Source organism: Aeromonas schubertii, assembly GCF_000820105.1.
Taxonomy (GTDB): Bacteria; Pseudomonadota; Gammaproteobacteria; order Enterobacterales; family Aeromonadaceae; genus Aeromonas; species Aeromonas schubertii.
Map to the genome: position 1 here is coordinate 63,404 of NZ_CDDB01000052.1, position 18,801 is coordinate 82,204.

The window sequence follows — 18,801 nt, forward strand, 5'->3', positions numbered from 1 at the left end:
GCCGCGGGCTCTCCAGGATGTAAGGAGGAAGTATGCAACTCATCGTCGTCAGCGGCCGCTCCGGGGCCGGCAAGACGGTTGCCCTGAGGGTTCTGGAGGATCTGGGGTACTACTGTGTCGACAACTTGCCGGTTGTCCTGCTGCCCCAGCTTATCGTGGCGCTGGAGGGGCAGTACGACAAGCTGGCAGTGAGCATCGATGTGCGCAACCTGCCGCAGGTGCCCGATAAACTCGATGAGCTGCTGCGCCAGGTGCGCAGTGAGAAGCGGGTGGACTATTCGAGCTTCTTCTTCGATGCCGACAACAGCACCCTGCTGCGCCGCTACGGGGAGAGCCGCCGTCTGCACCCCCTGTCACGCAACCAGCTGACGCTGGATGAGGCCATCCGGGAGGAGACCCACCTCCTCTCGCCCCTCTCCTCCAGCGCCGATCTGCGGGTGGATACGACCAGCCTCAGCATTCACGACTTAAGCGAGCTCATCAAGACCCGGGTACTGGGCAAGAAAGAGAGCGAACTGGTCATGGTGTTCGAGTCGTTTGGTTTCAAATATGGCATCTCCAAGGATGCCGACTTCGTCTTCGATGCCCGTTTTCTGCCCAACCCCCACTGGATCCCCGAGCTCAAGCCTTTCACCGGCAAGGACCAGCCGGTCGCCGACTATCTGGCCAGCCAGAGTGATGTGATGCTCTTTATCCAGCAGATCGAGAGCATGTTGACGACCTGGTTGCCCCATTTGGAGCGCAACAACCGCAGCTACCTGACGGTCGGGATTGGCTGTACCGGCGGTCAGCACCGCTCCGTCTTTATCGCCGAGCGTCTGGCCGAGAGCTTTCGCAAGCTGGGCAAGAATGTACAGCTTCGCCACCGCACGCTGGAGAAGAGCGCCGCTAAGGATAAGCAATGACCCTGCACGCCTCGGTCGAGGTGAAAAACCGGCTGGGCATGCACGCCCGGCCCGCCATGATGCTCTTCGAGCTGGTACAGAAGTTTGATGCCCAGGTGTTGCTGCGCAACGAGACCGGCGTCGAGGCCGAGGCGAACAGCATCATCGCCATGCTGATGCTCGACTCCGCCCAGGGGGGGCACATCGAGGTGGTGGTAGAGGGGCCCGAGGAGGTCCAGGCCCTGGAGGCCGTGGTCGCCCTGTTTGCCAGCGGCTTCGACGAGGATTAGTCGAGCAGCCGCCGGGCCGCCTTGTAAAACGCCGTGAAGTCGTGACAAGCCAGCAGATCTCTGCTGGCTTTTTCATTCATCAGCGTCAGGAAGATGTCATAGAGCCCCATCGCCTCTTCGTAGTCGGAGTGGCCGATGGCGAGCAGGAAGATGACCTGGGCTCTCTCCCCCTGGCCCCACTCTATCCCTTCCGGCGCCAACACCGTATAGACGCAGGTCTGGTGAGCCAGGAGGGCCAGGGAGTGGGGGGTGGCGATGCCATCTCCCAGCCAGGTGGAGACGATTCGCTCGCGCTCGCACAGGGAGGCGTGAAACTCGGGGGGCACGCTCCCCTCATGTTCCAGTTGATGACACAGATGCCTGAACAGGGCCGCCTGACTCATCGTTTCTTCCAGATAGAGGAAGTGATGAGGGGAGAAGTATTTGTTCAGCAGATAGGGGCGGGTACGATCGCTGAGTACCAGCTTGCCGAGCTGCTCGAGCTGGGCCTGGGTCGGGAAGGGGTGAAGCTGCAGCAGGGGCAGCCCCTTCTCCTCCAGGCGGCTGGTGCTGATGACGAAGTCGGCATCCAGCTCGGCCCTCGCCTCATAGTCGCGCAGAGACCAGATCACCTCCAGAGCGAGTTGGGGGTAATCCCGGCGGATACGAGCCTCGAGCAGGCGCGCCGTTGCGTTCTCTCCGTCACACACCAGCAGGGCGCGTGGCGGCCGGCGATAGCCGATGTCGTAACGCCGCTCCAGCCCAACCCCTACGTGGATCACCAGATAGCCTATCTCGTGGTCGGTGAAGTCGTAGTGTTTGTGGTGACACCATTCGGCCAGCGCTCCCAGGGTGATGTCGTAGGCGAGGGGATAGTGCTGCTTGATATGGTCGGTGAGGGGATTATGACTGGCGATGTGATAGCGCACCCGCAGCAACATGGGCAGCACATGATTCAGGAGATCCCGCGCCAGTTGATCGTCATCGCCCAGCTCATAGCCGTACTGGATCGCAATATGCTCGAGCAGGTGCTTCACCAACTCCCGCCCTTCCTGCTCCTGGAGCGCCGTGAGCAGGCCTGCGGGCAGACTGGCCCGACCCTGCAACTGAATGGCGAGCAGGTTGATCTCGCCACTGCCCGGCTCGGTCAGGGTTGGCAGGGTGGAGAGGATGGTGCGGGCCAGGGTTACCGCCTGCGGGCAGATCTCGGGGCAGGATAGTGTCGGCTGGCTCTTTCCTGCGGCGAGACGGGCGAGCACGATGGCACAATAGAGGGCCAACTGTTGACGGCTATCGTCAGAGAAGCGCAGGGGGGAGAGATCGAGCAGGGGCTGGATCTGCTCCCGTACCACACCCAGCGTGTGGCTCGGACAGAGCAGATGGAGCAGCGTCTGGATCGGCTGCCCCTCTCTGAGCTCCTGGGCCAGCAGCTGTGCCAGGCAGGCGCGAATGGCGAGTTCGTCACCGACCAGCTGCAGCCCCTGATGGGCGCGGCTCTCCACCTGCAGGCCAAACCGGGCGAGGCGCTCGCGCACCTCCCCCATGTCACCCTGCAAGGCAGTACGGCTCAGGTACCAGGTATCGGCCAGTTCATCCAGTTTGATCCCCCGCTCGGCACCGAGCAGCAAAACCATCAGGTGAATGACCCGCTCGCGACTGGTGCGCGGCAGTGCCAGCTCTTCATCGAGCCTTCGCTGCAGTCGCTCGAAGCGCGCCGGATCGAACCGGGTAAGCTGGTAGCCCTCGCCCCTCGAATGGGCCAGGTGGGCACCATGGGGAGCGATGATCTCGTTGAGAAGGGCGACATCGCTGCGCACGGTGCGTGTTGAAACCTGCAGGCGTCGGGCCAGCTCCTCCTGAGACAGGGTCTCCTGGCGAAGGGCTTCAAACAGCTGGCGCAGGCGGGGGTGTGGGAAGGTGGCCATGCATGCAACTCCTGCTTAATCGCCCCAGCATGCCTGCCAGACATGGCCGGGGCAAGTCGGGGTGTCTAGCCCAGGCGCTCTTTGACCATCAGCAGCAACTCGCTGACCTGTGAGGGGCGGGTCAGGCCTGTCTGAGGATCCATTATGGAGCTGTAGACATGAGGGATGATTCGGCCCACCCCCGCCTCGAGAGCGATGTCGAGGATGGCGCCGACGTTATCGGGAGTGATGCCTCCGGTGGGCTCCAGCATGAAGTCGTTGCGGGCACAGGCTTCGGCCACCGCCCGATACTCCTCCCGGCAGGCGAGCCCCCCCATGGGGAAAAACTTCACCGAGCTGCCCCCCATGTCCTTGAGCAGGGCGATGGCGGTATCGATGGAGACCACGCCATCCGGTTGTGCTGCGCTGAGTGGGCCGGTGGCGATCTTCGCCATGCCCGGTGTGCCGGTGGGGGAGATGAGGCCATTGACCAGGCTATCGGCATCGCCCAGCAGGGCGCGGCTGGCGCCGACACCGGTAAACACCTGGTTGACGTGTTGTGGCTTGAGGCGCCCGGCCAGGGTCGCCACCATGGCGGACTGGCGCGGGTCACCGGCACCGAGACCAATAGAGAGGGCATTGTCGATGAGACCGGCATAGTCGCGCATGTCCGCCTCGGCGCTGTCGAGGTCCGGGTAGTTTTTGGAGAGGACCCCGACCAGTACATGGCCCTCGGCGGCGGTGAAAATATCGCGGGCATTCTGTTTGGAGCCGGCCAACACGTTGAGGCAGACACGGCCGCGGTAGAAACGATCGGAAAGAGACATGGGTTACTCCTGGCAAAGGTGGTGGATGGCATCACGGATCTGCAGCAGCTGGGTGGCCGATACGCTGCGCACATCGATCTCGATCACCCCCTCGTTGGCCCGGTAGCCGCGGCAGTAGATGGCCGGGTTGCCCCGCTCGAGACGTTTGACGACGTCGTTGGCGCTCAGGGGGAAGCGCTCGTCGAAGCGGATCTCGCAGCGGGCGATATCGCGTCCGGCGCTGTCCATCACAGGACGGCTGCTGACGCCGGGCAGGGCGTTCATGGCCTCGACCAGTGGCAGCATGCGTTCACCCATTGACTCTGCGCTTTCGGCATGGCGAGCCAGGTACTCCTCGATGGCTCGGGTCAGTCCCAGGATCCCCTCCTTGCCCACCTTCATGGCGCGGCCGATGCCGGCGGATTGCTGGCGTACCCAGGCGATATAGTCGCGTTTGCCGATGACCAGGCCACTGGTGGGCCCTTCAATGGCCTTGGCGCCGCTGTAGATCACCAGATCGGCCCCCAGCTCGTGATAGAGGCGCAGATCCTCTTCCGCAGCCGCATCGACGATGAGCGCAATGCGGTATGCCTGGGCCACGGCGGCGGCTTCAGCCACTCCCAGGATGCTCTTGTGCACACAGTGATGAGACTTGATGTAGAGGATGGCGGCAGTGTTCTCCGTGATGGCGGCGGCCAGCTGGGCGGCGGAACACTCGTTGGCATAGCCAGCCTCGACCACCTTGCCACCCCCCAGGTTGACCATGGTGCCGACCGGTGCGCCAAAGTTCACGTTGTGCCCCTTGGGCAGCACTATCTCGCACGGTACCTCGTGGGGGTGGGCGTGCAGGTGCTCGAGGCGATAGAGATCGCCGCGCACGATGAGGGCAGCCACACTCTGGGCGATGCCGGCGGCGGCGCAAGCCACCACCACCGCATCCTCCACCCCGATGAGGTGAGCCAGGTGGGCGCCGGTGCGTTCGACCAGATCGTTCATCTCGAAGTAGTGGCCGGCCCCCTGGGTCATGGCGGCGATCACCGCCTCGCTCGGGGTGGAAACCCCCAACTTGGTCATGCGGCCGGAGGCATTGATCACCTCCTTGAGGCCATAGCGGGCGTGCAGGGAATCAGGAGTGGAAGGCATGATGTGTAATCCCGTGGTCGGTGAGGGTCAGCTGGCCGGCCACGATGGCCGCCAGAGGTCGAATAAGCAGATGCCCGGAGCGCGGTGACTGCTCACAGTCGATAAAGAGATGGGGCTCGTCGTGCAGCTCGAAGAGCGTGAAATCGGCGGCCAGGCCAACGCTGAGGCGGCCCCGGTCGGTCAGGCGCAGGGCATGGGCTGGCGTCTCGGTCACGGCTTGGATCACCTGCTCCAGAGAGAGGCCAAGCAGCAGGAACTTGGACATGACGTGCGCCAGGGCAAACACAGGCCCCTGCTCGCGGTTCTTGCAGTAGATGTCGGAGCTGATGATGTGTGGGGCCATTCCTTGAGCCAGCGCCGCCTCTGCCACCTCGAAGCTGAAGCTGGCGCTGCCGTGGCCCACATCCAGCAGCAGGCCACGGTGCAGGGCCGCCGTGACCGCGGCGCGCACTTCGCCGCCCGGGTTCAGGATGCGGTTCGGCTTGCCGTTGTAGCAGTGGGTCAGAATATCCCCTTCTCCAAGACGGTCCACGATCTCGTCGAGGTCGGGGGGCGTATTGCCCACGTGCACCATGAGCGGCAGGCCGGGATGGCGGGCCTGCAACACCTTGGCCTGGGCGAGGGGCCAGAGTCCGTTCTCTCCCACCACGCTGGCGCTCATGCGCGCCTTGAGACCGACCAGGAAGTCGGGATGGCGGGCCAGGGCGGCCTCTGCCAGGGGGAGATCGAGATCGCGCCGGTCGGCCAGCTCATTCTGGTGCAGCAAGCCGATGCGTGACAGATTGAGCAGCGCGTGCACCCGTGTTTGGCAGCGGCAGGCTTGGGCCACAAAGGCATCCACGTCGTCGGCACCCGTGCTGCCGGCATCGATGACGGTGGTGACGCCACCGGCGACGCCGACCCGATCCGGCTCATCGCGATAGACAGGCGAGTCCGGGTAGCAGTGGGTGTGGCTGTCAATCCAGCCGGCGCTGAGCAGCACCTTGCCGGCGAGATCGAGGCTGTGGCTCGCCTCGGCACGCTCGGGCAGGGTGCCGAGGGCGGCAATGAGCCCCTCCTCGGTGGCGATGTCCAGCAATTGGCCATCCACAGTGCGAGCCCGGCGAATGATGAGATCGTACATGGTGCCGGCCTCAGGTCAGGGCGATGGGGAAGAGGGCACCGAGGGCCATGGCCCCCAGGATGGCGCCACCCGTGATGGGTTTACCCCAGATGTAGAACAGCAGGGCACCGAGCAGAGAGCCGATACCGATGGGGATGGAGGCGCTCATGGCCGAGAGGATGATGAGGGGGCCAAGGAAGCGTCCCGAGCTGTTGCCAGCCCCCATCATGACATCGGCGCCGTAGGTGGAGTCCCCCTGATTGATGGTGAACTTGCGCGCCAGGATGATCACGTAACCAATGGCCAGCCCCACGACCATGCCGGTGATCAGGGAGGCGAAGAAGTTCTCCACCGGATAGACGATGCCGGCCCCCAGCAGCAGGGCCGGAACCCCGAGGCCAACCCCGGTCTGGATGGCACCACCGATATCGAGGATCCCGACCAGGGAGCCCTCGATGATGCGGGCGAACAGGAAGCTGGCGCCGAAGGCGGCGACCGCCCCGTAGACGCCGCTGTCAATACCGGCTCTTAGCATGGAGACGAAGGCCACTTCGTTGAAGGCGCCAACCCCGTAGAGGTAGTACATATGGGTTCCGGCGAAGACACCGGCCGAGAGCAGCCCGACCAGAATGGGGAAGGACCAGTCGGCATACCAGAAGTTATTGCGTAATTTCTCGTCCATGGCTCGCTCCTTACTTGCCGCTCAGGGTGGTGTGGATGTAGTTCAGCCAGTCGGGAACCCCGAGCTGGAAGGACTCGATGAGCTTCATATCGAAGCCACGGAAGAAGGCACTCAGGACGAACAGTAGCACGATGGCCCCCATCATCACTCGGGTAACATGGTTCCAACCGCTCTCCTCGACCCCTTTGCCGATGAGGATCCCCAGCACCAGGCCAGGCACGGCGTTGCCCATGATGAGCTGGGCCAGGCCCCCGAAGATGGTGCCCCAGAAGCCGGAGCGCTTCCCCGCTTCGATGGCGGCGAGCCAGAAGATGACCGGCATGACGGTGTTGACCAGCAAGTTGGCGGCCGGTACCAGCACCTTGACGGCGGTCACCTGCAGGGCGGCGGGGACGGCGGCGGCTGTGCTGTTGAGGAAGGCGACGACGATGGCGCCAATGATGCCGCAGGCGATGGCCATCTTTCTGGGATCGTGCAGGGTGGTGGCGAGATCGCGGTTCTTCACCATCAGGGCGGCGGCCCCCCAGTTGGGCAGGATGCGGTGATCCACATCCTGGGTAAAGGCGCCGGCGGCCACGGTAGAGGCCCAGGCGTTGAAGAAGAAGCCGAGGCCGAAGGAGAAGTGGGCGGCCGGGTCTCCCTCGCAGGAGTTCAGCTCGCCCAGGGTTCTAAATGCCCCCATTCCCTGTACCGTGGGAGCGTGGAACATGCGGGCCGCACCGGCTCCGACCCCCACACCCACCAGTCCCCCTATGATGAGGGACTTGAGCAATATGATTGAAAGCATACTGTGTTCCTTGTTATTGATGCGACTCAGGTTCGGCTGAAGGTCACCGCGCTCGTATCCAGGCTGGTCATGCTCACCGTGATGTCGAGGGTGACGCTGTATTCCCGTTTCTCCCTTGGCAAAAACAGGAACAGAAAACGCTCGGTCCAGACGCGTTCCCGAGCCTCGACCACGTCGACCTCCAGCGGTTCGACGCGCAGGAGCACCTGTTCTCCTTCGCGCAGCAGGGTGGTCTGCACCTGTCCCAGGGCGGCTGCAAAGGCGTGTTGGCGTGAACTCCCCTTGCCGCTGACCCGGATCTGACGCCGGGTGACCACTTTCATCAGGCGACCCCGTGTTTTTTGATGAAGGCCTCGACCAGCTTCTGGCCCAGCTCCTCCTTGTCCATGAAACCAAAGCCCAGTACCACGCACCCTTCGTTGATGGCGGTGACGCCCTCTTCGACCGAGCGCATGCCGTAGCGGCAGCGGTAGCCATACTTGGTCTGGGCCGTGATGGCACCGGCACCGCCACTGCCACAGAAGGAGATACCGAGCTGGGCCTGCTCCTTGTTCATCACATCCCCCAGCTTCATGTCAGCCGCCATGCCCGGGATGACGGTGACGCTGGCTCCGGCGGATTCGGCTCCGGCCCCCACTTTCTGGCCCTTGCCGAGGCGATCGCCTATCACAACTTTGATTGCGGACATTTAGCACTCTCCTTTTACTGAGCTCAGTTCATTCTCTTTGGCCACTTCGAAGTGGACGGATAACAGGTGTGCCTCCTCGTAGGCCAGGCCATCGAGCCAGGCCGTGACCCGCTCGGCGAGCCGCAGCGAGAGAGGCGAGATCTCCTCAAACAGGGAGAGATCCACGTCGGGTAAGGGCTCGCTGCTGTGAGAGCGCCACACCATGGCCTTGAGGTGGGAGGCCAGCATCTGGCGCTGGACATCGTTGGGGTGAATCCCATGCTCCGACAGCAGGTTCAAGACGCGGACCAGCAGCAGATCGGTTTGCCTCTGGTGGGCGAGGTCATCGATGGTCAAGGGTTGTCTCCATTACGACTGAAGAGGATGGAGACACCTTATGCAGAGGACGCGGTGAGAGGGAGGGGCTCTTTTTCCAGTTACATCTGGAAAAGCCTTGCCAGGAGAGGCGATTGGGTGAAGGCGGTCACAAAAACGGCGCCCCCAAGGGGCGCCGTGTGTGAGGAACATCAAATTTAAGGGGGTGGGGGGCGAGAGCCCGCGCTTGTCAGGGTTGTGATCGGGATCGTCTATTGCTGCGGGTAGCGCATATCCTCTTCGATGGTCACCGGCAGCTCCAGGGTCTTGCCGTCGCGCACCACGCTCAGTTGCAACTGGCTGCCGGGGCGGCTCTCGACGATGCGATCCATGGCACTGCGGATCCCCTTGATGGCCTCTCCGTTAATCTTGAGCAGCACGTCGCCACGCTGTAGTCCTGCCTTGGCCGCCGGTCCTTTGGGGTCGATGCTCTCGACCACCAGTCCACGCAGGTCACCGAGGTTCATCATGCGGGCGATGATGGGATTGATCTCGATGCTGGAGATGCCGAGATAGCCGCGGATCACTCGGCCGTTGGCGATCAGCTCGTCCATGATGCGTTTGGCCAGCTTGTAGGGGATGGCGAAGCTGATGCCATAGCTTTCCTGATTGCCGTTGATATGGTAGGCGGCGGTGTTGATGCCGACCAGATCGCCCCTGGCGTTGACCAGGGCGCCGCCCGAATTGCCCTCGTTGATGGCGGCGTCGGTCTGCAACAGATCCTGGCGGCCATTACTCTCGGGCCCCATGCTGGAGAGGCCGATGCGGCCTGTGGCACTGATGATCCCCTGGGTGATGGTCTGTCCCACGTTGTAGGGGTTGCCGATAGCCAGTACCACGTCCCCCACATCAGGCTGATGGTCGGGGTTTTGCGGGATCACCGGCAGGTTGTCGGCTTCGATATAGAGCACGGCCAGATCGGTGAGCTTGTCCGAGCCCACCAACTCGGCGGTGAAGATGCGCCCGTCTTGCAGGGCAACGATGATCTGATCCGCCTCGGCGATCACATGGTAGTTGGTCAGGATGTGGCCGCGCTGGCTCATAATGACCCCGGAGCCGAGTCCCTGGGGTCTCAGCTCGGATTGATTGTTGCTGTCGCGGCTGAAGCTGCGTGTGTAGATGTTGACCACGGCAGGCCCCGCCCGATGAGCCGCATAGGAGAAGCTCAGATCGCGCCCCGAGCCGATGGAGATGGGTTCACCGCCCCTCAGATTGGGAAAAAGCAGCAGCAGTATGGCTGCCATCACGAGACCAAAGCCGACGGCTTTGCCCAGGTAGCTGAGAAGAGGTGGGGTTTTCATGAAGTGTTTATCCAAAGCGCGCACCGGCCGAGAATACCATCATCCATGGATAAAAATAAGCCGCGGGACAGGCCCGCGGCTCGATTGCACAGAGAGGAGGGGATTAGCGGATCACCAGGTAGAGTGACGCCTCGCCCCGCTGGATGTTGAGAGCCAGCACATCGCTCTTTTGCTTAAGCATCTTGGCCAGTTCGCTCAGGTTGTTGACGCGTACCCGGTTGATACCAAGGATGATGTCCCCCTTCTGCAGGCCGGTGGCCGCTGCGGGAGAGCGCGGGTTGATATCGCTGATCTCGACACCGTTCACCGGCTCGGTGACGTTGCTGAGCTTGGCGCCATCCAGTGCCGGGTGCAGTACATCGGCGCGCACATCGCTGTCGTCGGCCTGTTTGAGGGTCACCGTGGTCTCTTGCAGCTTGCCATCACGTACCAGCCCCAGTTTGACCTGTTTGCCGGCCCCCATGGTGGCGATCTTGGCGCGCAGTTCGCCGAAGGAGCGGATCTCCTTGCCGTCGATGCTGACGATGATGTCGCCGGCCTTGATACCTGCCTTATCGGCGGCCGAGCCCGGCATCACCTGATTGACGAAGGCGCCATACTGCTTGTCATAGCCGAACGTCTTGGCGATGTCGGAGGTGAGCTCCTGGCCCTGGATCCCCAGCTGGCCACGGCGGACCTCGCCAAACTTGACGATCTGCTCGGTCAGGTCACGCACCATGTTGGAGGGGATGGCGAAACCGATGCCGATGTTGCCGCCGTTTGGCCCCAGGATGGCGGTGTTGATGCCGATCAGCTCACCCTTGAGGTTGATAAGGGCGCCACCCGAGTTGCCCGAGTTGATGGCGGCGTCGGTCTGGATAAAGTTTTCGAAATTTTCGACGTTCAAGCCGCTGCGACCGAGCGCAGAGACGATGCCCGAGGTGACGGTCTGACCCAGGCCAAAGGGGTTGCCGATGGCGATGGCGTAGTCACCAACCCGCAGCTTGTCGGAGTCGGCCATCTGGATTTGGACCAGATTATCGGCCTTGATCTGCAGCAGGGCGATGTCGGATTGCTTGTCTTCACCGATCTTCTTGGCCTTGAACTCACGACCATCCTTGAGGCTCACCTTGATCTCGTCCGCCTCGTGAACCACGTGAGCGTTGGTGATGACGTAACCCTTCTTGGCATCGATGATGACGCCGGAGCCCAGTGCCTGGAAGGGCTGCTCCTGCACCTGCTCTGCCGGCATGTCGGGGCCGAAGAAGAAGCGGAAGGGTTCGGGCAGACGCTGCCGGGTGATCTTCTTGCCCGAGACAGAGATGTTGACCACGGCGGGGGTCACTTGCTCGATCATGGGGGCCAGACTCGGCATCTCGCTGTTGTTGGTGGCATTGTCGGAATTGCCAAACAGGGAAGGCAGTGCGGCCTGAGCCGGTGCGGCGGACAGGGCCATGCCGACACTCAGGGCGACAACACTAAGCAAGGAGAGAGATTTACGCATAGATAAGAATGCTCCCGAGATAAAAAACAGTGTTATACGACAAGGTCAGACCACGAGGCGGTGCGATTAGTTCAATCAGCCCTGTCCCGACTGCTTGAGCAGACCAGAAGCGCCGGCATAGTCGCGAGGCGGGAAGTCAGGTTCGGCGTTTTGGGGTTGGGGGGCTTCCTCGACCACCTTGAAGGGGCTCTCACCGTGCTTGGCCAGGAACTGGCTCTGCTGGGCCATGTGGCGATAGAGCTCCTGATACTGCTCGGCCATCTGCTCCATCAGGGCGGCGCTGTCGGCGAAGTGTGTGCTGATCTGGCTCTGATAGCTATCCAGCTCCTTATGGGCCTTTTTAAGCTCTTGCTCCAGACGCCCTGCATCACGACTGCGTACGCTGAGTCGCCCCAGCACTACGCCCAATACGAGGGCAACAACGGCGAAAACAATGGCACTTACCAGACTCATAAAAGCTCCTTAAAACCAGTACAAACAAGGGGTAACGACCATCCCGGCCGGTTTTATCCCGCTTGGCACTATACAGCGCCACCTGGGGGCGTGGTACCATTTTGTACCACATTCAGGGACTTGGAAGCGCGACATCGGGATGACAGTGCAACAGCGATATCAGCAGGATCTGCAGCGATCCGGTTACGTGGCCGACCCGGCCCAACAGGCCGCCGTGGCCGAGCTGGAGCGACTCTATCAGGATTTGCAGCAGCGCCCGACTCCGACCAGCCAGAAAGTGTGGTGGCGTCCCTGGCAAAAGCCTCAGTCTCTGGATCCCGTCACCGGGATCTATATGTGGGGTGGTGTCGGCAGAGGCAAGACCTGGTTGATGGATCTTTTTTTCGATGCCTTGCCGGGCGAGCGCAAGCTGCGCATGCATTTTCACCGCTTCATGTATCGCATTCACGCTGAACTCAAGGGGCTTGGCGGGGTGCCAGATCCACTCAAGCAGGTGGCCGCAAACCTCGCTGCAGAGGCGGATATACTCTGTTTTGACGAGTTTTTTGTCTCCGACATTACCGATGCCATGCTGCTCGGAACCTTGCTGCAGGAGCTGTTTGGTCGAGGCGTCACCCTGGTGGCCACCTCCAATATTCCCCCTGCCGAGCTCTATCGTAATGGCCTGCAACGAGCCCGTTTTCTGCCGGCGATCGCCCTTATCGAGCAACACTGTCGTGTAATCAACGTCGATGGTGGCACCGACTATCGGCTGCGGACCCTGGCGCAGGCGGAGATCTACCACTCCCCTCTGGACGAGAGGGCGGCAGAGAACCTGGTTCATTACTTTCAGCAGCTCAGCGGGTCATCCCCCCAGCACGGGGAGATGGAGCTGCTTGGTCGTCGACTCTCGACACTGGGGGCGCACGATGATCTGCTCTACATGGAGTTTGCCGAGCTCTGCTGTACCCCTCGTTCCCAGGCCGATTACATCGAGATCTCGCGTTGCTACCAGACGGTGTTGCTCGCCAATGTCCAACCCATGGGGGCGGGTAGCGATGATGCGGCGCGCCGCTTCATCGCCATGGTCGACGAGTTCTACGAGCGGCATGTGAAATTGATCATCTCGGCGGCGGTGCCCATGGATGAACTCTATGGCCAGGGGATGCTCAACTTCGAGTTTGCCCGCTGTCTCTCACGGCTACAGGAGATGCAATCGCACGAATACCTTGCCAGAGAGCACCTTCCTTAGTCACAATACCGCGCCTGCCAGTCGGATGGGCATCTGCGGCAGGTAGGGCCGGGCGACACTCGATGGTTTCATGGGCAGTGAAATTGGAGAGTGATCTTTAGGGTAACTTCACTTATAATCGCCCGGCCCACGTTACAAGCTGCCAACCTGGCGGCACTCTATCAGGTTTTACTTGTATTCGAAGGGGTACAGGTAGGCCATCGTTTGTTGTTTGTGGGTGAGCCCCCATAAGCAATTGGGTCTGTAACAGGTAATTGGGTTTAACTTAATGAAAACTTTCGTTGCCAAGCCAGAAACCGTAAAACGTGACTGGTACGTTGTTGACGCAGAAGGCAAGACTCTGGGTCGTATCGCCACTGAGATCGCTGCCCGCCTGCGTGGTAAGCACAAAGCTGAGTACACTCCGCACGTTGACACCGGTGATTACATCATCGTTATCAACGCTGAGAAGGTATGTGTAACCGGTAAGAAAACTACCGACAAGATGTACCATGCTCACTCCGGTTTCCCGGGTGGTATCAAGTCCATCAGCTTCGACAAGCTGATTCAGCGTAAGCCGGAAATGGTCATCGAAGCTGCCGTCAAGGGCATGCTGCCGAAGGGCCCGCTGGGCCGTGCCATGTTCCGTAAGCTGAAAGTTTACGCTGGCGCCGAGCACAACCACGCTGCTCAGCAACCTCAAGTACTGGATATCTAATCGGGAACTGGCAACATGGCAGAAAATCAATACTACGGTACCGGCCGTCGCAAAAGCTCCACTGCTCGCGTTTTCATCAAGGCAGGCAGCGGTAACATCATCATCAACCAGCGCTCCCTGGAGCAGTACTTCGGCCGTCCGACCGCTCGCATGGTCGTTCGTCAGCCGCTGGAACTGGTTGAGATGACCGAGAAACTGGATCTGTACATCACCGTTACCGGTGGTGGCATCTCCGGTCAAGCCGGTGCGATCCGTCACGGTATCACCCGTGCTCTGATGCAGTACGACGAGACTCTGCGCTCCGAACTGCGTAAAGCTGGCTTTGTTACTCGCGATGCCCGTAAGGTTGAGCGTAAGAAAGTCGGTCTGCACAAAGCTCGTAAGCGTCCGCAGTACTCCAAGCGTTAATTCGCGAGAGTTGCGAACCCTTATCGGGTTTCAAAAAGCCTGGCGCAAGCCAGGCTTTTTTTATGCGCATAAATTTCACTAATTAAATCCAACCCCTCGTCACAAAAGAGAAAAATTCTTTTTGTTATCGGTTTTGCCCCCTGCTTGTCATTCTTGTCAACTTGTTATCTTTTCTTTAAAATTTCCTCGATTTTTCTGTGACAATTGTAACTCCTGCTTCCGCCGCTGTTGTCACCGGAAAACCTTGAACAGGGAAACTATAAGAATGCGCGGAGTCCACATGGGAGAGTTTTTGGATGAGCAATGCGCCAGTTGATACCGGTCGCCGCAGATTCCTAACCTGGTCAACCATTGCGGTTGGCGGGGTGGGAGCTGCATTTACCGCAGTGCCTTTTATCAAGTCATGGAATCCGAGTGCCAAGGCCAAGGCCGCCGGCGCACCGGTGGAAGTGGACATCAGCAAACTGGAACCGGGTCAGCTGATCCGGGTGGAGTGGCGTGGCAAGCCGGTATGGGTGGTGAACCGTACCAAGGCGACCCTCGACGCCTTGCCGGAGCACGATGGCAAGCTGAGGGACCCGGGTTCCGAGGAGCCGCAGCAGCCCGATTACGCCCAGAATGGCTATCGCTCCATCAAGCCCGAGATCTTCGTTGCCGTGGGGCTCTGTACTCACCTGGGTTGTTCTCCGACCTATCTGCCCGACAGCTTTGGCGAGCAGGTAGAGGGAGTCACCTCGGGCTTCTTCTGCCCCTGCCACGGCTCCAAGTTCGACATGGCCGGTCGTGTCTTCCAGGGGGTGCCCGCACCGCTGAACCTGGTCATCCCGCCCTACCAGTTCCTCAATGACACCACCATTTTGGTGGGTGCCGACGGCAAGGAGGCTTGATCATGTTTGCCAAGTTGATGGGGTGGATCGACGATCGCTTTCCGCTCACCGCCATGTACAACGATCACATGGCCAAATATCCGGCACCCAAGAACCTGAACTTCTGGTACTTCTTCGGTTCTCTGGCCATGCTGGTGCTGGTCAACCAGATCATCACAGGTATCTGGCTGACCATGAACTATAACCCCTCTGCCGAGGGTGCCTTCGCCTCTGTCGAGTACATCATGCGCGACGTGGAGTACGGTTGGCTGCTGCGTTACATGCACTCTACCGGCGCTTCCGCCTTCTTCGTGGTGGTCTATCTGCACATGTTCCGCGGCCTCATCTACGGCTCCTACCAGAAGCCCCGTGAGCTGCTGTGGATCTTCGGCATGCTGATCTTCCTGGTACTGATGGCCGAGGCCTTCATGGGCTACCTGCTGCCCTGGGGTCAGATGTCCTTCTGGGGGGCCCAGGTGATCATCTCCCTGTTTGGGGCGATTCCCGTCATCGGTGACGATCTGACCCTCTGGATCCGTGGTGACTACGTCATCTCCGGTGCCACTCTGAACCGCTTCTTCGCCCTGCATGTCATCGCGTTGCCGCTGGTGCTGGTGATGCTGGTTGCCATGCACATCCTGGCGTTGCACGAGGTGGGGTCGAACAACCCGGACGGTATCGACATCAAGAAGCACAAGGATGAGAAGGGCTGGCCGCTGGATGCGGTGGCATTCCACCCCTATTTCACCGTGAAAGACATGATCGGTGTGGCCGGCTTCCTCTTCTTCTTCTGCGCCATCATCTTCTTCAAGCCGGACATGTGGGGTTACTTCCTCGAGAAGCCGAACTTTGAAGTGGCCAATGGCCTGAAGACCCCGGCACACATCGCTCCCGTGTGGTACTTCACCCCCTTCTATGCCATCTTGCGTGCGGTGCCGGACAAGCTGCTCGGTGTCATCATGATGGGCCTCTCCATCGTGGTGCTGTTCCTGTTGCCCTGGCTGGATCGCTGCAAGGTGCGTTCGGTGCGCTATCGCAGTGCCTTGCACAAGCTGAACATCGCCCAGTTCGTGGTCTGCTTTATCATCCTCGGGATTCTCGGGGTGCTGCCGTCGACCCCGACCCTGACACTGATCGCACAGATCTGTACGCTGGGTTACTTCGGTTTCTTCGTCCTGCTGTTCTTCTATAGCAAGAATGAACGTACCAAGCCGCTGCCGGAAAGGGTGACATCCAAATGAAAAAGATGATTATTGCCGTGCTCGCCCTGCTTCCGACTCTGGCCCTGGCCGCAGGGGGGGAGAATATCAAGCTCGACAAGGCTCACTATGACCTGACCGACAAGGCCTCCCTGCAACGGGGTGCCACCACCTTCATGAACTACTGCTCTGGCTGCCACAGCACCCAGTACCAGCGCTACAACCGGGTGGCCGAGGATCTCGGCATTCCGGAAGATATCATGAGGGAGAACCTCATCTTCAACGGCGCCAAGATAGGCGATCTGATGAAGAGTTCGGTCTCCGAGAAGGATGCCGCCAAGTGGTTCGGTGCCGCACCGCCTGACCTCACCCTGGTGGCCCGGGTGCGCGGAGCAGACTGGATTTATACCTATCTGCGCTCCTTCTACGTGGATCCGACCCGTCCGTTCGGGGTGAACAACCTGGTCTTCCCCTCTGTCGGGATGCCCCATGTGCTGGAGCCCCTGCAGGGCACTCCGCGTCTTCACTACTCCACCGAGGTGATCAACGGTGAAGAGGTGAAGGTGCCCCACAGCGTGGTCTCCGACGGGAATGGCGAGCTGAGCAACGAAGAATATGACCAGACCGTGCTCGATCTGGTAAACTTCCTGGTCTATTCGGGTGAGCCGGTCCAGCTCGAGCGTGAACGCATGGGCTTCTGGGTGCTTGGCTTCATCGTCATCTTCTTCATCTTTACCGTGCTGTTGAAGAAGGAATACTGGCGCGACGTTCACTAAGCGACCAGAAAAGGGTAAAATTGTGTACGGCAATGAGGCCCGTCGCTTCATTGCCGTTTCTGCTTTTAAATGACTGGAGGGGTCAATGGCTGTAGCTGCCAATAAGCGTTCTGTGATGACGCTGTTTTCCGGTGCCAACGATATGTTCAGCCATCAGGTGCGTATCGTATTGGCCGAGAAGGGTGTCACCGTAGATATTTGCCAGGTTGATATGGATCACCTGCCGGAAGAGCTGGCCGAGCTGAACCCGTACAACTCTGTACCGACGCTGGTGGATCGCGAGCTGGCGCTGTACACCTCTCGCATCATCATGGAATACCTGGACGAGCGTTTTCCCCATCCGCCCCTGATGCCGGTTTATCCGGTGGCCCGTGGTAACAGCCGTCTGATGATGCATCGCATCGAGCTGGACTGGTACACCCTGGCCGACAAGATCATGGCAGGTGTGGATGTGGAGGCTTCCCGCAACGAGCTGCGCGACAACCTGCTGGCCATTGCCCCCATCTTTACCGAGATGCCTTATTTCATGAGTGAGGAGTTCGGTCTGGTGGATTGCTACATGGCTCCGCTCTTGTGGCGTCTGCCGAGCCTGGGTATCGATCTGACCGGTCGTGGTGCCAAAGAGCTCAAGGCCTACATGGTGCGCCTGTTCGAGCGTGAATCTTTCCAGGCCTCCCTGACCGAGGTCGAGCGCGAAATCCGTCTCGGCGCATGAGCATGGAGATCAAGATGACGCCCAGCCGCCCCTATCTGCTGCGGGCGTTTTTCGATTGGCTGCTCGACAACGATCTGACCCCTCATCTGGTGGTGAACGTCAACGTGCCCCACGTCGCCGTTCCCCTGCAGTATGCCCAGGATGGGCAGATTGTGCTCAACATCGCCCCCCGGGCGGTGGTTGCATTCCAGATGGATAACGAGGCGGTGAGCTTTAGTGCCCGCTTCGGTGGTGTCTCCCAGCAGGTTTATATCCCGATGGCGGCTATCGTTGCCATTCATGCCCGTGAGAACGGGGTCGGTACCCTGTTCCCGCCCGAGCCGGCCTACGAGGCCTGGCTCGAGTCAGCCGGGGAGCCGGAGCAGCCGGACCCTGAGCCACCGCGCCCGAGTGGTCGTCCAACCCTCAAAGTGGTCAAGTGATGACGTAAAAAAACGCAGCCGATTGGCTGCGTTTTTTGTAGGCCGATAGTCACTGTTGGGTGTATTCGAAGGCCTTGATCACCTGCTTGACGCCACTGACATGGCGAGCGATGTTGACCGCCTGTTCTCCCTCCTGGCGTGTCACCAGGCCAATCAGGAAGACTTCGCTATTCTCGGTCACCACCTTTACCTTGCCACTGTCGAAGTTTTTGGCGGCCAGCATGTCGGCGCGCACCTTGGAGGTGATCCAGCTGTCATTGCTGCGGGTTGAGAGGCTGACAGGCTTGCCAATACGCAGCTCGTTGTAGACGTGACGAACCCCTTCGATGCGGCTGACGATACGACCGGCTTCGGCCTTGTAGGCTTCAGTCGGTGTCTGGCCGATCAGAATGGCACGACCGTTGTTGCTGTAAACGCTGATCTTGCTGTTGTCCGAGAGGGCCTTGTTGCCACCCAGCAGGTTGGCGGCCTTGAGCTCGATATTCTGATCGTCCCATTGGGTTCCGACGGTGCGTCGGTCGCCGGCGACCTTGGCGGTCGTCGCGGCGCCCCCGACGAAGAGGGCGGCACACCCTTGCAGCAGCAGAGAGCCGGTCAAGAGAGCAAGGAGCAGTATTGGCTTGCGCATGGT

At 60.6% G+C, this 18,801-nt stretch carries 23 protein-coding genes; 10 read left to right on the forward strand and 13 right to left on the reverse strand.

From position 1 onward, the window contains the following. The first annotated feature begins 32 nt into the window (after positions 1-32). A complete protein-coding gene (gene rapZ / locus BN1133_RS10890; RefSeq protein ID WP_050666551.1) occupies positions 33-905 on the forward strand; it encodes an RNase adapter RapZ in 873 nt (290 codons plus the stop codon). Then, positions 902-1,174: a PTS phosphocarrier protein NPr gene (gene npr / locus BN1133_RS10895; RefSeq protein ID WP_050666552.1), complete on the forward strand. Its 273-nt coding sequence runs from the start codon at positions 902-904 to the stop codon at positions 1,172-1,174. The genes rapZ and npr overlap by 4 nt, the downstream gene beginning before the upstream one ends. Here npr and BN1133_RS10900 read toward each other — a convergent pair. The 12 genes from BN1133_RS10900 to BN1133_RS10955 form a co-directional block, all read right to left on the reverse strand. Then, complete coding sequence (locus BN1133_RS10900) at positions 1,171-3,078, reverse strand: BglG family transcription antiterminator (protein ID WP_050666553.1); 1,908 nt, start codon at positions 3,076-3,078, stop codon at positions 1,171-1,173. The two genes, npr and BN1133_RS10900, sit on opposite strands and share 4 nt — an antisense overlap. 65 nt (positions 3,079-3,143) lie before the next feature. Then, positions 3,144-3,884, reverse strand: coding sequence for a 2-dehydro-3-deoxy-phosphogluconate aldolase (dagF, locus tag BN1133_RS10905; protein WP_050666554.1), 741 nt, complete (start codon positions 3,882-3,884; stop codon positions 3,144-3,146). 3 nt (positions 3,885-3,887) lie between these two features. Continuing rightward, positions 3,888-5,006: a DgaE family pyridoxal phosphate-dependent ammonia lyase gene (locus BN1133_RS10910; RefSeq protein WP_050666555.1), complete on the reverse strand. Its 1,119-nt coding sequence runs from the start codon at positions 5,004-5,006 to the stop codon at positions 3,888-3,890. Then, positions 4,990-6,129 (reverse strand): amidohydrolase/deacetylase family metallohydrolase, encoded by a 1,140-nt coding sequence (locus BN1133_RS10915; protein WP_050666556.1) that lies wholly within the window; start codon positions 6,127-6,129, stop codon positions 4,990-4,992. The genes BN1133_RS10910 and BN1133_RS10915 overlap by 17 nt, the downstream gene beginning before the upstream one ends. Positions 6,130-6,139: 10 nt before the next feature. Beyond that, positions 6,140-6,790 (reverse strand): DUF4310 family protein, encoded by a 651-nt coding sequence (locus tag BN1133_RS10920; protein WP_050666557.1) that lies wholly within the window; start codon positions 6,788-6,790, stop codon positions 6,140-6,142. Between the two features lie 10 nt (positions 6,791-6,800). Then, entirely contained in the window at positions 6,801-7,577 is a 777-nt protein-coding gene (locus tag BN1133_RS10925; RefSeq protein ID WP_050666558.1) for a DUF4311 domain-containing protein, read from the reverse strand. A 26-nt stretch (positions 7,578-7,603) separates the two neighbouring features. Then, positions 7,604-7,900, reverse strand: a complete 297-nt coding sequence (locus tag BN1133_RS10930; RefSeq protein WP_050666559.1) for a DUF4312 family protein — start codon at positions 7,898-7,900, stop codon at positions 7,604-7,606. After that, positions 7,900-8,265 (reverse strand): glycine-rich SFCGS family protein, encoded by a 366-nt coding sequence (locus BN1133_RS10935; RefSeq protein ID WP_050666560.1) that lies wholly within the window; start codon positions 8,263-8,265, stop codon positions 7,900-7,902. The genes BN1133_RS10930 and BN1133_RS10935 overlap by 1 nt, the downstream gene beginning before the upstream one ends. Next, positions 8,266-8,601, reverse strand: coding sequence for a transcriptional regulator (locus tag BN1133_RS10940; RefSeq protein ID WP_050666561.1), 336 nt, complete (start codon positions 8,599-8,601; stop codon positions 8,266-8,268). It lies immediately after the preceding gene. A gap of 230 nt (positions 8,602-8,831) precedes the next feature. Further along, positions 8,832-9,920: an outer membrane-stress sensor serine endopeptidase DegS gene (gene degS, locus BN1133_RS10945; protein WP_050666562.1), complete on the reverse strand. Its 1,089-nt coding sequence runs from the start codon at positions 9,918-9,920 to the stop codon at positions 8,832-8,834. Positions 9,921-10,023: 103 nt separating this feature from the next. Continuing rightward, positions 10,024-11,403 carry a Do family serine endopeptidase gene (locus BN1133_RS10950; protein ID WP_050666563.1) on the reverse strand — a complete coding sequence of 460 codons (1,380 nt, stop codon included), beginning with the start codon at positions 11,401-11,403 and terminating at the stop codon, positions 10,024-10,026. 75 nt (positions 11,404-11,478) lie between these two features. Then, a complete protein-coding gene (locus tag BN1133_RS10955) occupies positions 11,479-11,856 on the reverse strand; it encodes a Z-ring associated ZapG family protein (protein ID WP_050666564.1) in 378 nt (125 codons plus the stop codon). A 139-nt stretch (positions 11,857-11,995) separates the two neighbouring features. Between BN1133_RS10955 and zapE the strand changes: the two genes are divergently transcribed. The 8 genes from zapE to BN1133_RS10995 all read left to right on the forward strand — a co-directional run bounded on the left by zapE (position 11,996) and on the right by BN1133_RS10995 (position 18,170). Beyond that, positions 11,996-13,087, forward strand: coding sequence for a cell division protein ZapE (gene zapE, locus BN1133_RS10960; protein ID WP_050666565.1), 1,092 nt, complete (start codon positions 11,996-11,998; stop codon positions 13,085-13,087). A 268-nt stretch (positions 13,088-13,355) separates the two neighbouring features. Further along, positions 13,356-13,784 carry a 50S ribosomal protein L13 gene (gene rplM, locus BN1133_RS10965; protein ID WP_050666566.1) on the forward strand — a complete coding sequence of 143 codons (429 nt, stop codon included), beginning with the start codon at positions 13,356-13,358 and terminating at the stop codon, positions 13,782-13,784. Between the two features lie 15 nt (positions 13,785-13,799). Then, positions 13,800-14,192 (forward strand): 30S ribosomal protein S9, encoded by a 393-nt coding sequence (rpsI, locus tag BN1133_RS10970; RefSeq protein WP_050666567.1) that lies wholly within the window; start codon positions 13,800-13,802, stop codon positions 14,190-14,192. 296 nt (positions 14,193-14,488) lie between these two features. Further along, positions 14,489-15,079 carry a ubiquinol-cytochrome c reductase iron-sulfur subunit gene (gene petA / locus BN1133_RS10975; protein ID WP_050666568.1) on the forward strand — a complete coding sequence of 197 codons (591 nt, stop codon included), beginning with the start codon at positions 14,489-14,491 and terminating at the stop codon, positions 15,077-15,079. Positions 15,080-15,081: 2 nt separating this feature from the next. Beyond that, positions 15,082-16,299: a cytochrome b gene (locus tag BN1133_RS10980; RefSeq protein WP_050666569.1), complete on the forward strand. Its 1,218-nt coding sequence runs from the start codon at positions 15,082-15,084 to the stop codon at positions 16,297-16,299. Then, positions 16,296-17,033, forward strand: coding sequence for a cytochrome c1 (locus tag BN1133_RS10985; protein WP_050666570.1), 738 nt, complete (start codon positions 16,296-16,298; stop codon positions 17,031-17,033). The genes BN1133_RS10980 and BN1133_RS10985 overlap by 4 nt, the downstream gene beginning before the upstream one ends. A gap of 85 nt (positions 17,034-17,118) precedes the next feature. Further along, on the forward strand, positions 17,119-17,748 hold the full coding sequence (gene sspA, locus BN1133_RS10990) for a stringent starvation protein SspA (RefSeq protein ID WP_005349678.1): 630 nt from the start codon (positions 17,119-17,121) through the stop codon (positions 17,746-17,748). Then, positions 17,745-18,170 (forward strand): ClpXP protease specificity-enhancing factor, encoded by a 426-nt coding sequence (locus BN1133_RS10995; protein ID WP_193556649.1) that lies wholly within the window; start codon positions 17,745-17,747, stop codon positions 18,168-18,170. Before sspA ends, BN1133_RS10995 begins: the two co-directional genes overlap by 4 nt. Positions 18,171-18,219: 49 nt before the next feature. On the opposite strand, the gene dolP is transcribed toward BN1133_RS10995, so the two are convergent. Then, complete coding sequence (gene dolP, locus BN1133_RS11000) at positions 18,220-18,798, reverse strand: division/outer membrane stress-associated lipid-binding lipoprotein (RefSeq protein ID WP_050666572.1); 579 nt, start codon at positions 18,796-18,798, stop codon at positions 18,220-18,222. Positions 18,799-18,801: the final 3 nt, after the last annotated feature.

Coding starts and splice junctions, on each gene's coding strand:
- BN1133_RS10930 (WP_050666559.1), bottom strand. CDS start 7,900: ATGAAAGTGGTCACCCGGCGTCAGATCCGGGTCAGCGGCAAGGGGAGT.
- rapZ (WP_050666551.1), top strand. CDS start 33: ATGCAACTCATCGTCGTCAGCGGCCGCTCCGGGGCCGGCAAGACGGTT.
- BN1133_RS10910 (WP_050666555.1), bottom strand. CDS start 5,006: ATGCCTTCCACTCCTGATTCCCTGCACGCCCGCTATGGCCTCAAGGAG.
- rpsI (WP_050666567.1), top strand. CDS start 13,800: ATGGCAGAAAATCAATACTACGGTACCGGCCGTCGCAAAAGCTCCACT.
- BN1133_RS10935 (WP_050666560.1), bottom strand. CDS start 8,265: ATGTCCGCAATCAAAGTTGTGATAGGCGATCGCCTCGGCAAGGGCCAG.
- BN1133_RS10920 (WP_050666557.1), bottom strand. CDS start 6,790: ATGGACGAGAAATTACGCAATAACTTCTGGTATGCCGACTGGTCCTTC.
- BN1133_RS10915 (WP_050666556.1), bottom strand. CDS start 6,129: ATGTACGATCTCATCATTCGCCGGGCTCGCACTGTGGATGGCCAATTG.
- dolP (WP_050666572.1), bottom strand. CDS start 18,798: ATGCGCAAGCCAATACTGCTCCTTGCTCTCTTGACCGGCTCTCTGCTG.
- BN1133_RS10900 (WP_050666553.1), bottom strand. CDS start 3,078: ATGGCCACCTTCCCACACCCCCGCCTGCGCCAGCTGTTTGAAGCCCTT.
- rplM (WP_050666566.1), top strand. CDS start 13,356: ATGAAAACTTTCGTTGCCAAGCCAGAAACCGTAAAACGTGACTGGTAC.
- BN1133_RS10950 (WP_050666563.1), bottom strand. CDS start 11,403: ATGCGTAAATCTCTCTCCTTGCTTAGTGTTGTCGCCCTGAGTGTCGGC.
- BN1133_RS10980 (WP_050666569.1), top strand. CDS start 15,082: ATGTTTGCCAAGTTGATGGGGTGGATCGACGATCGCTTTCCGCTCACC.
- npr (WP_050666552.1), top strand. CDS start 902: ATGACCCTGCACGCCTCGGTCGAGGTGAAAAACCGGCTGGGCATGCAC.
- dagF (WP_050666554.1), bottom strand. CDS start 3,884: ATGTCTCTTTCCGATCGTTTCTACCGCGGCCGTGTCTGCCTCAACGTG.
- zapE (WP_050666565.1), top strand. CDS start 11,996: ATGACAGTGCAACAGCGATATCAGCAGGATCTGCAGCGATCCGGTTAC.
- BN1133_RS10985 (WP_050666570.1), top strand. CDS start 16,296: ATGAAAAAGATGATTATTGCCGTGCTCGCCCTGCTTCCGACTCTGGCC.
- BN1133_RS10925 (WP_050666558.1), bottom strand. CDS start 7,577: ATGCTTTCAATCATATTGCTCAAGTCCCTCATCATAGGGGGACTGGTG.
- BN1133_RS10995 (WP_193556649.1), top strand. CDS start 17,745: ATGAGCATGGAGATCAAGATGACGCCCAGCCGCCCCTATCTGCTGCGG.
- petA (WP_050666568.1), top strand. CDS start 14,489: ATGAGCAATGCGCCAGTTGATACCGGTCGCCGCAGATTCCTAACCTGG.
- degS (WP_050666562.1), bottom strand. CDS start 9,920: ATGAAAACCCCACCTCTTCTCAGCTACCTGGGCAAAGCCGTCGGCTTT.
- sspA (WP_005349678.1), top strand. CDS start 17,119: ATGGCTGTAGCTGCCAATAAGCGTTCTGTGATGACGCTGTTTTCCGGT.
- BN1133_RS10955 (WP_050666564.1), bottom strand. CDS start 11,856: ATGAGTCTGGTAAGTGCCATTGTTTTCGCCGTTGTTGCCCTCGTATTG.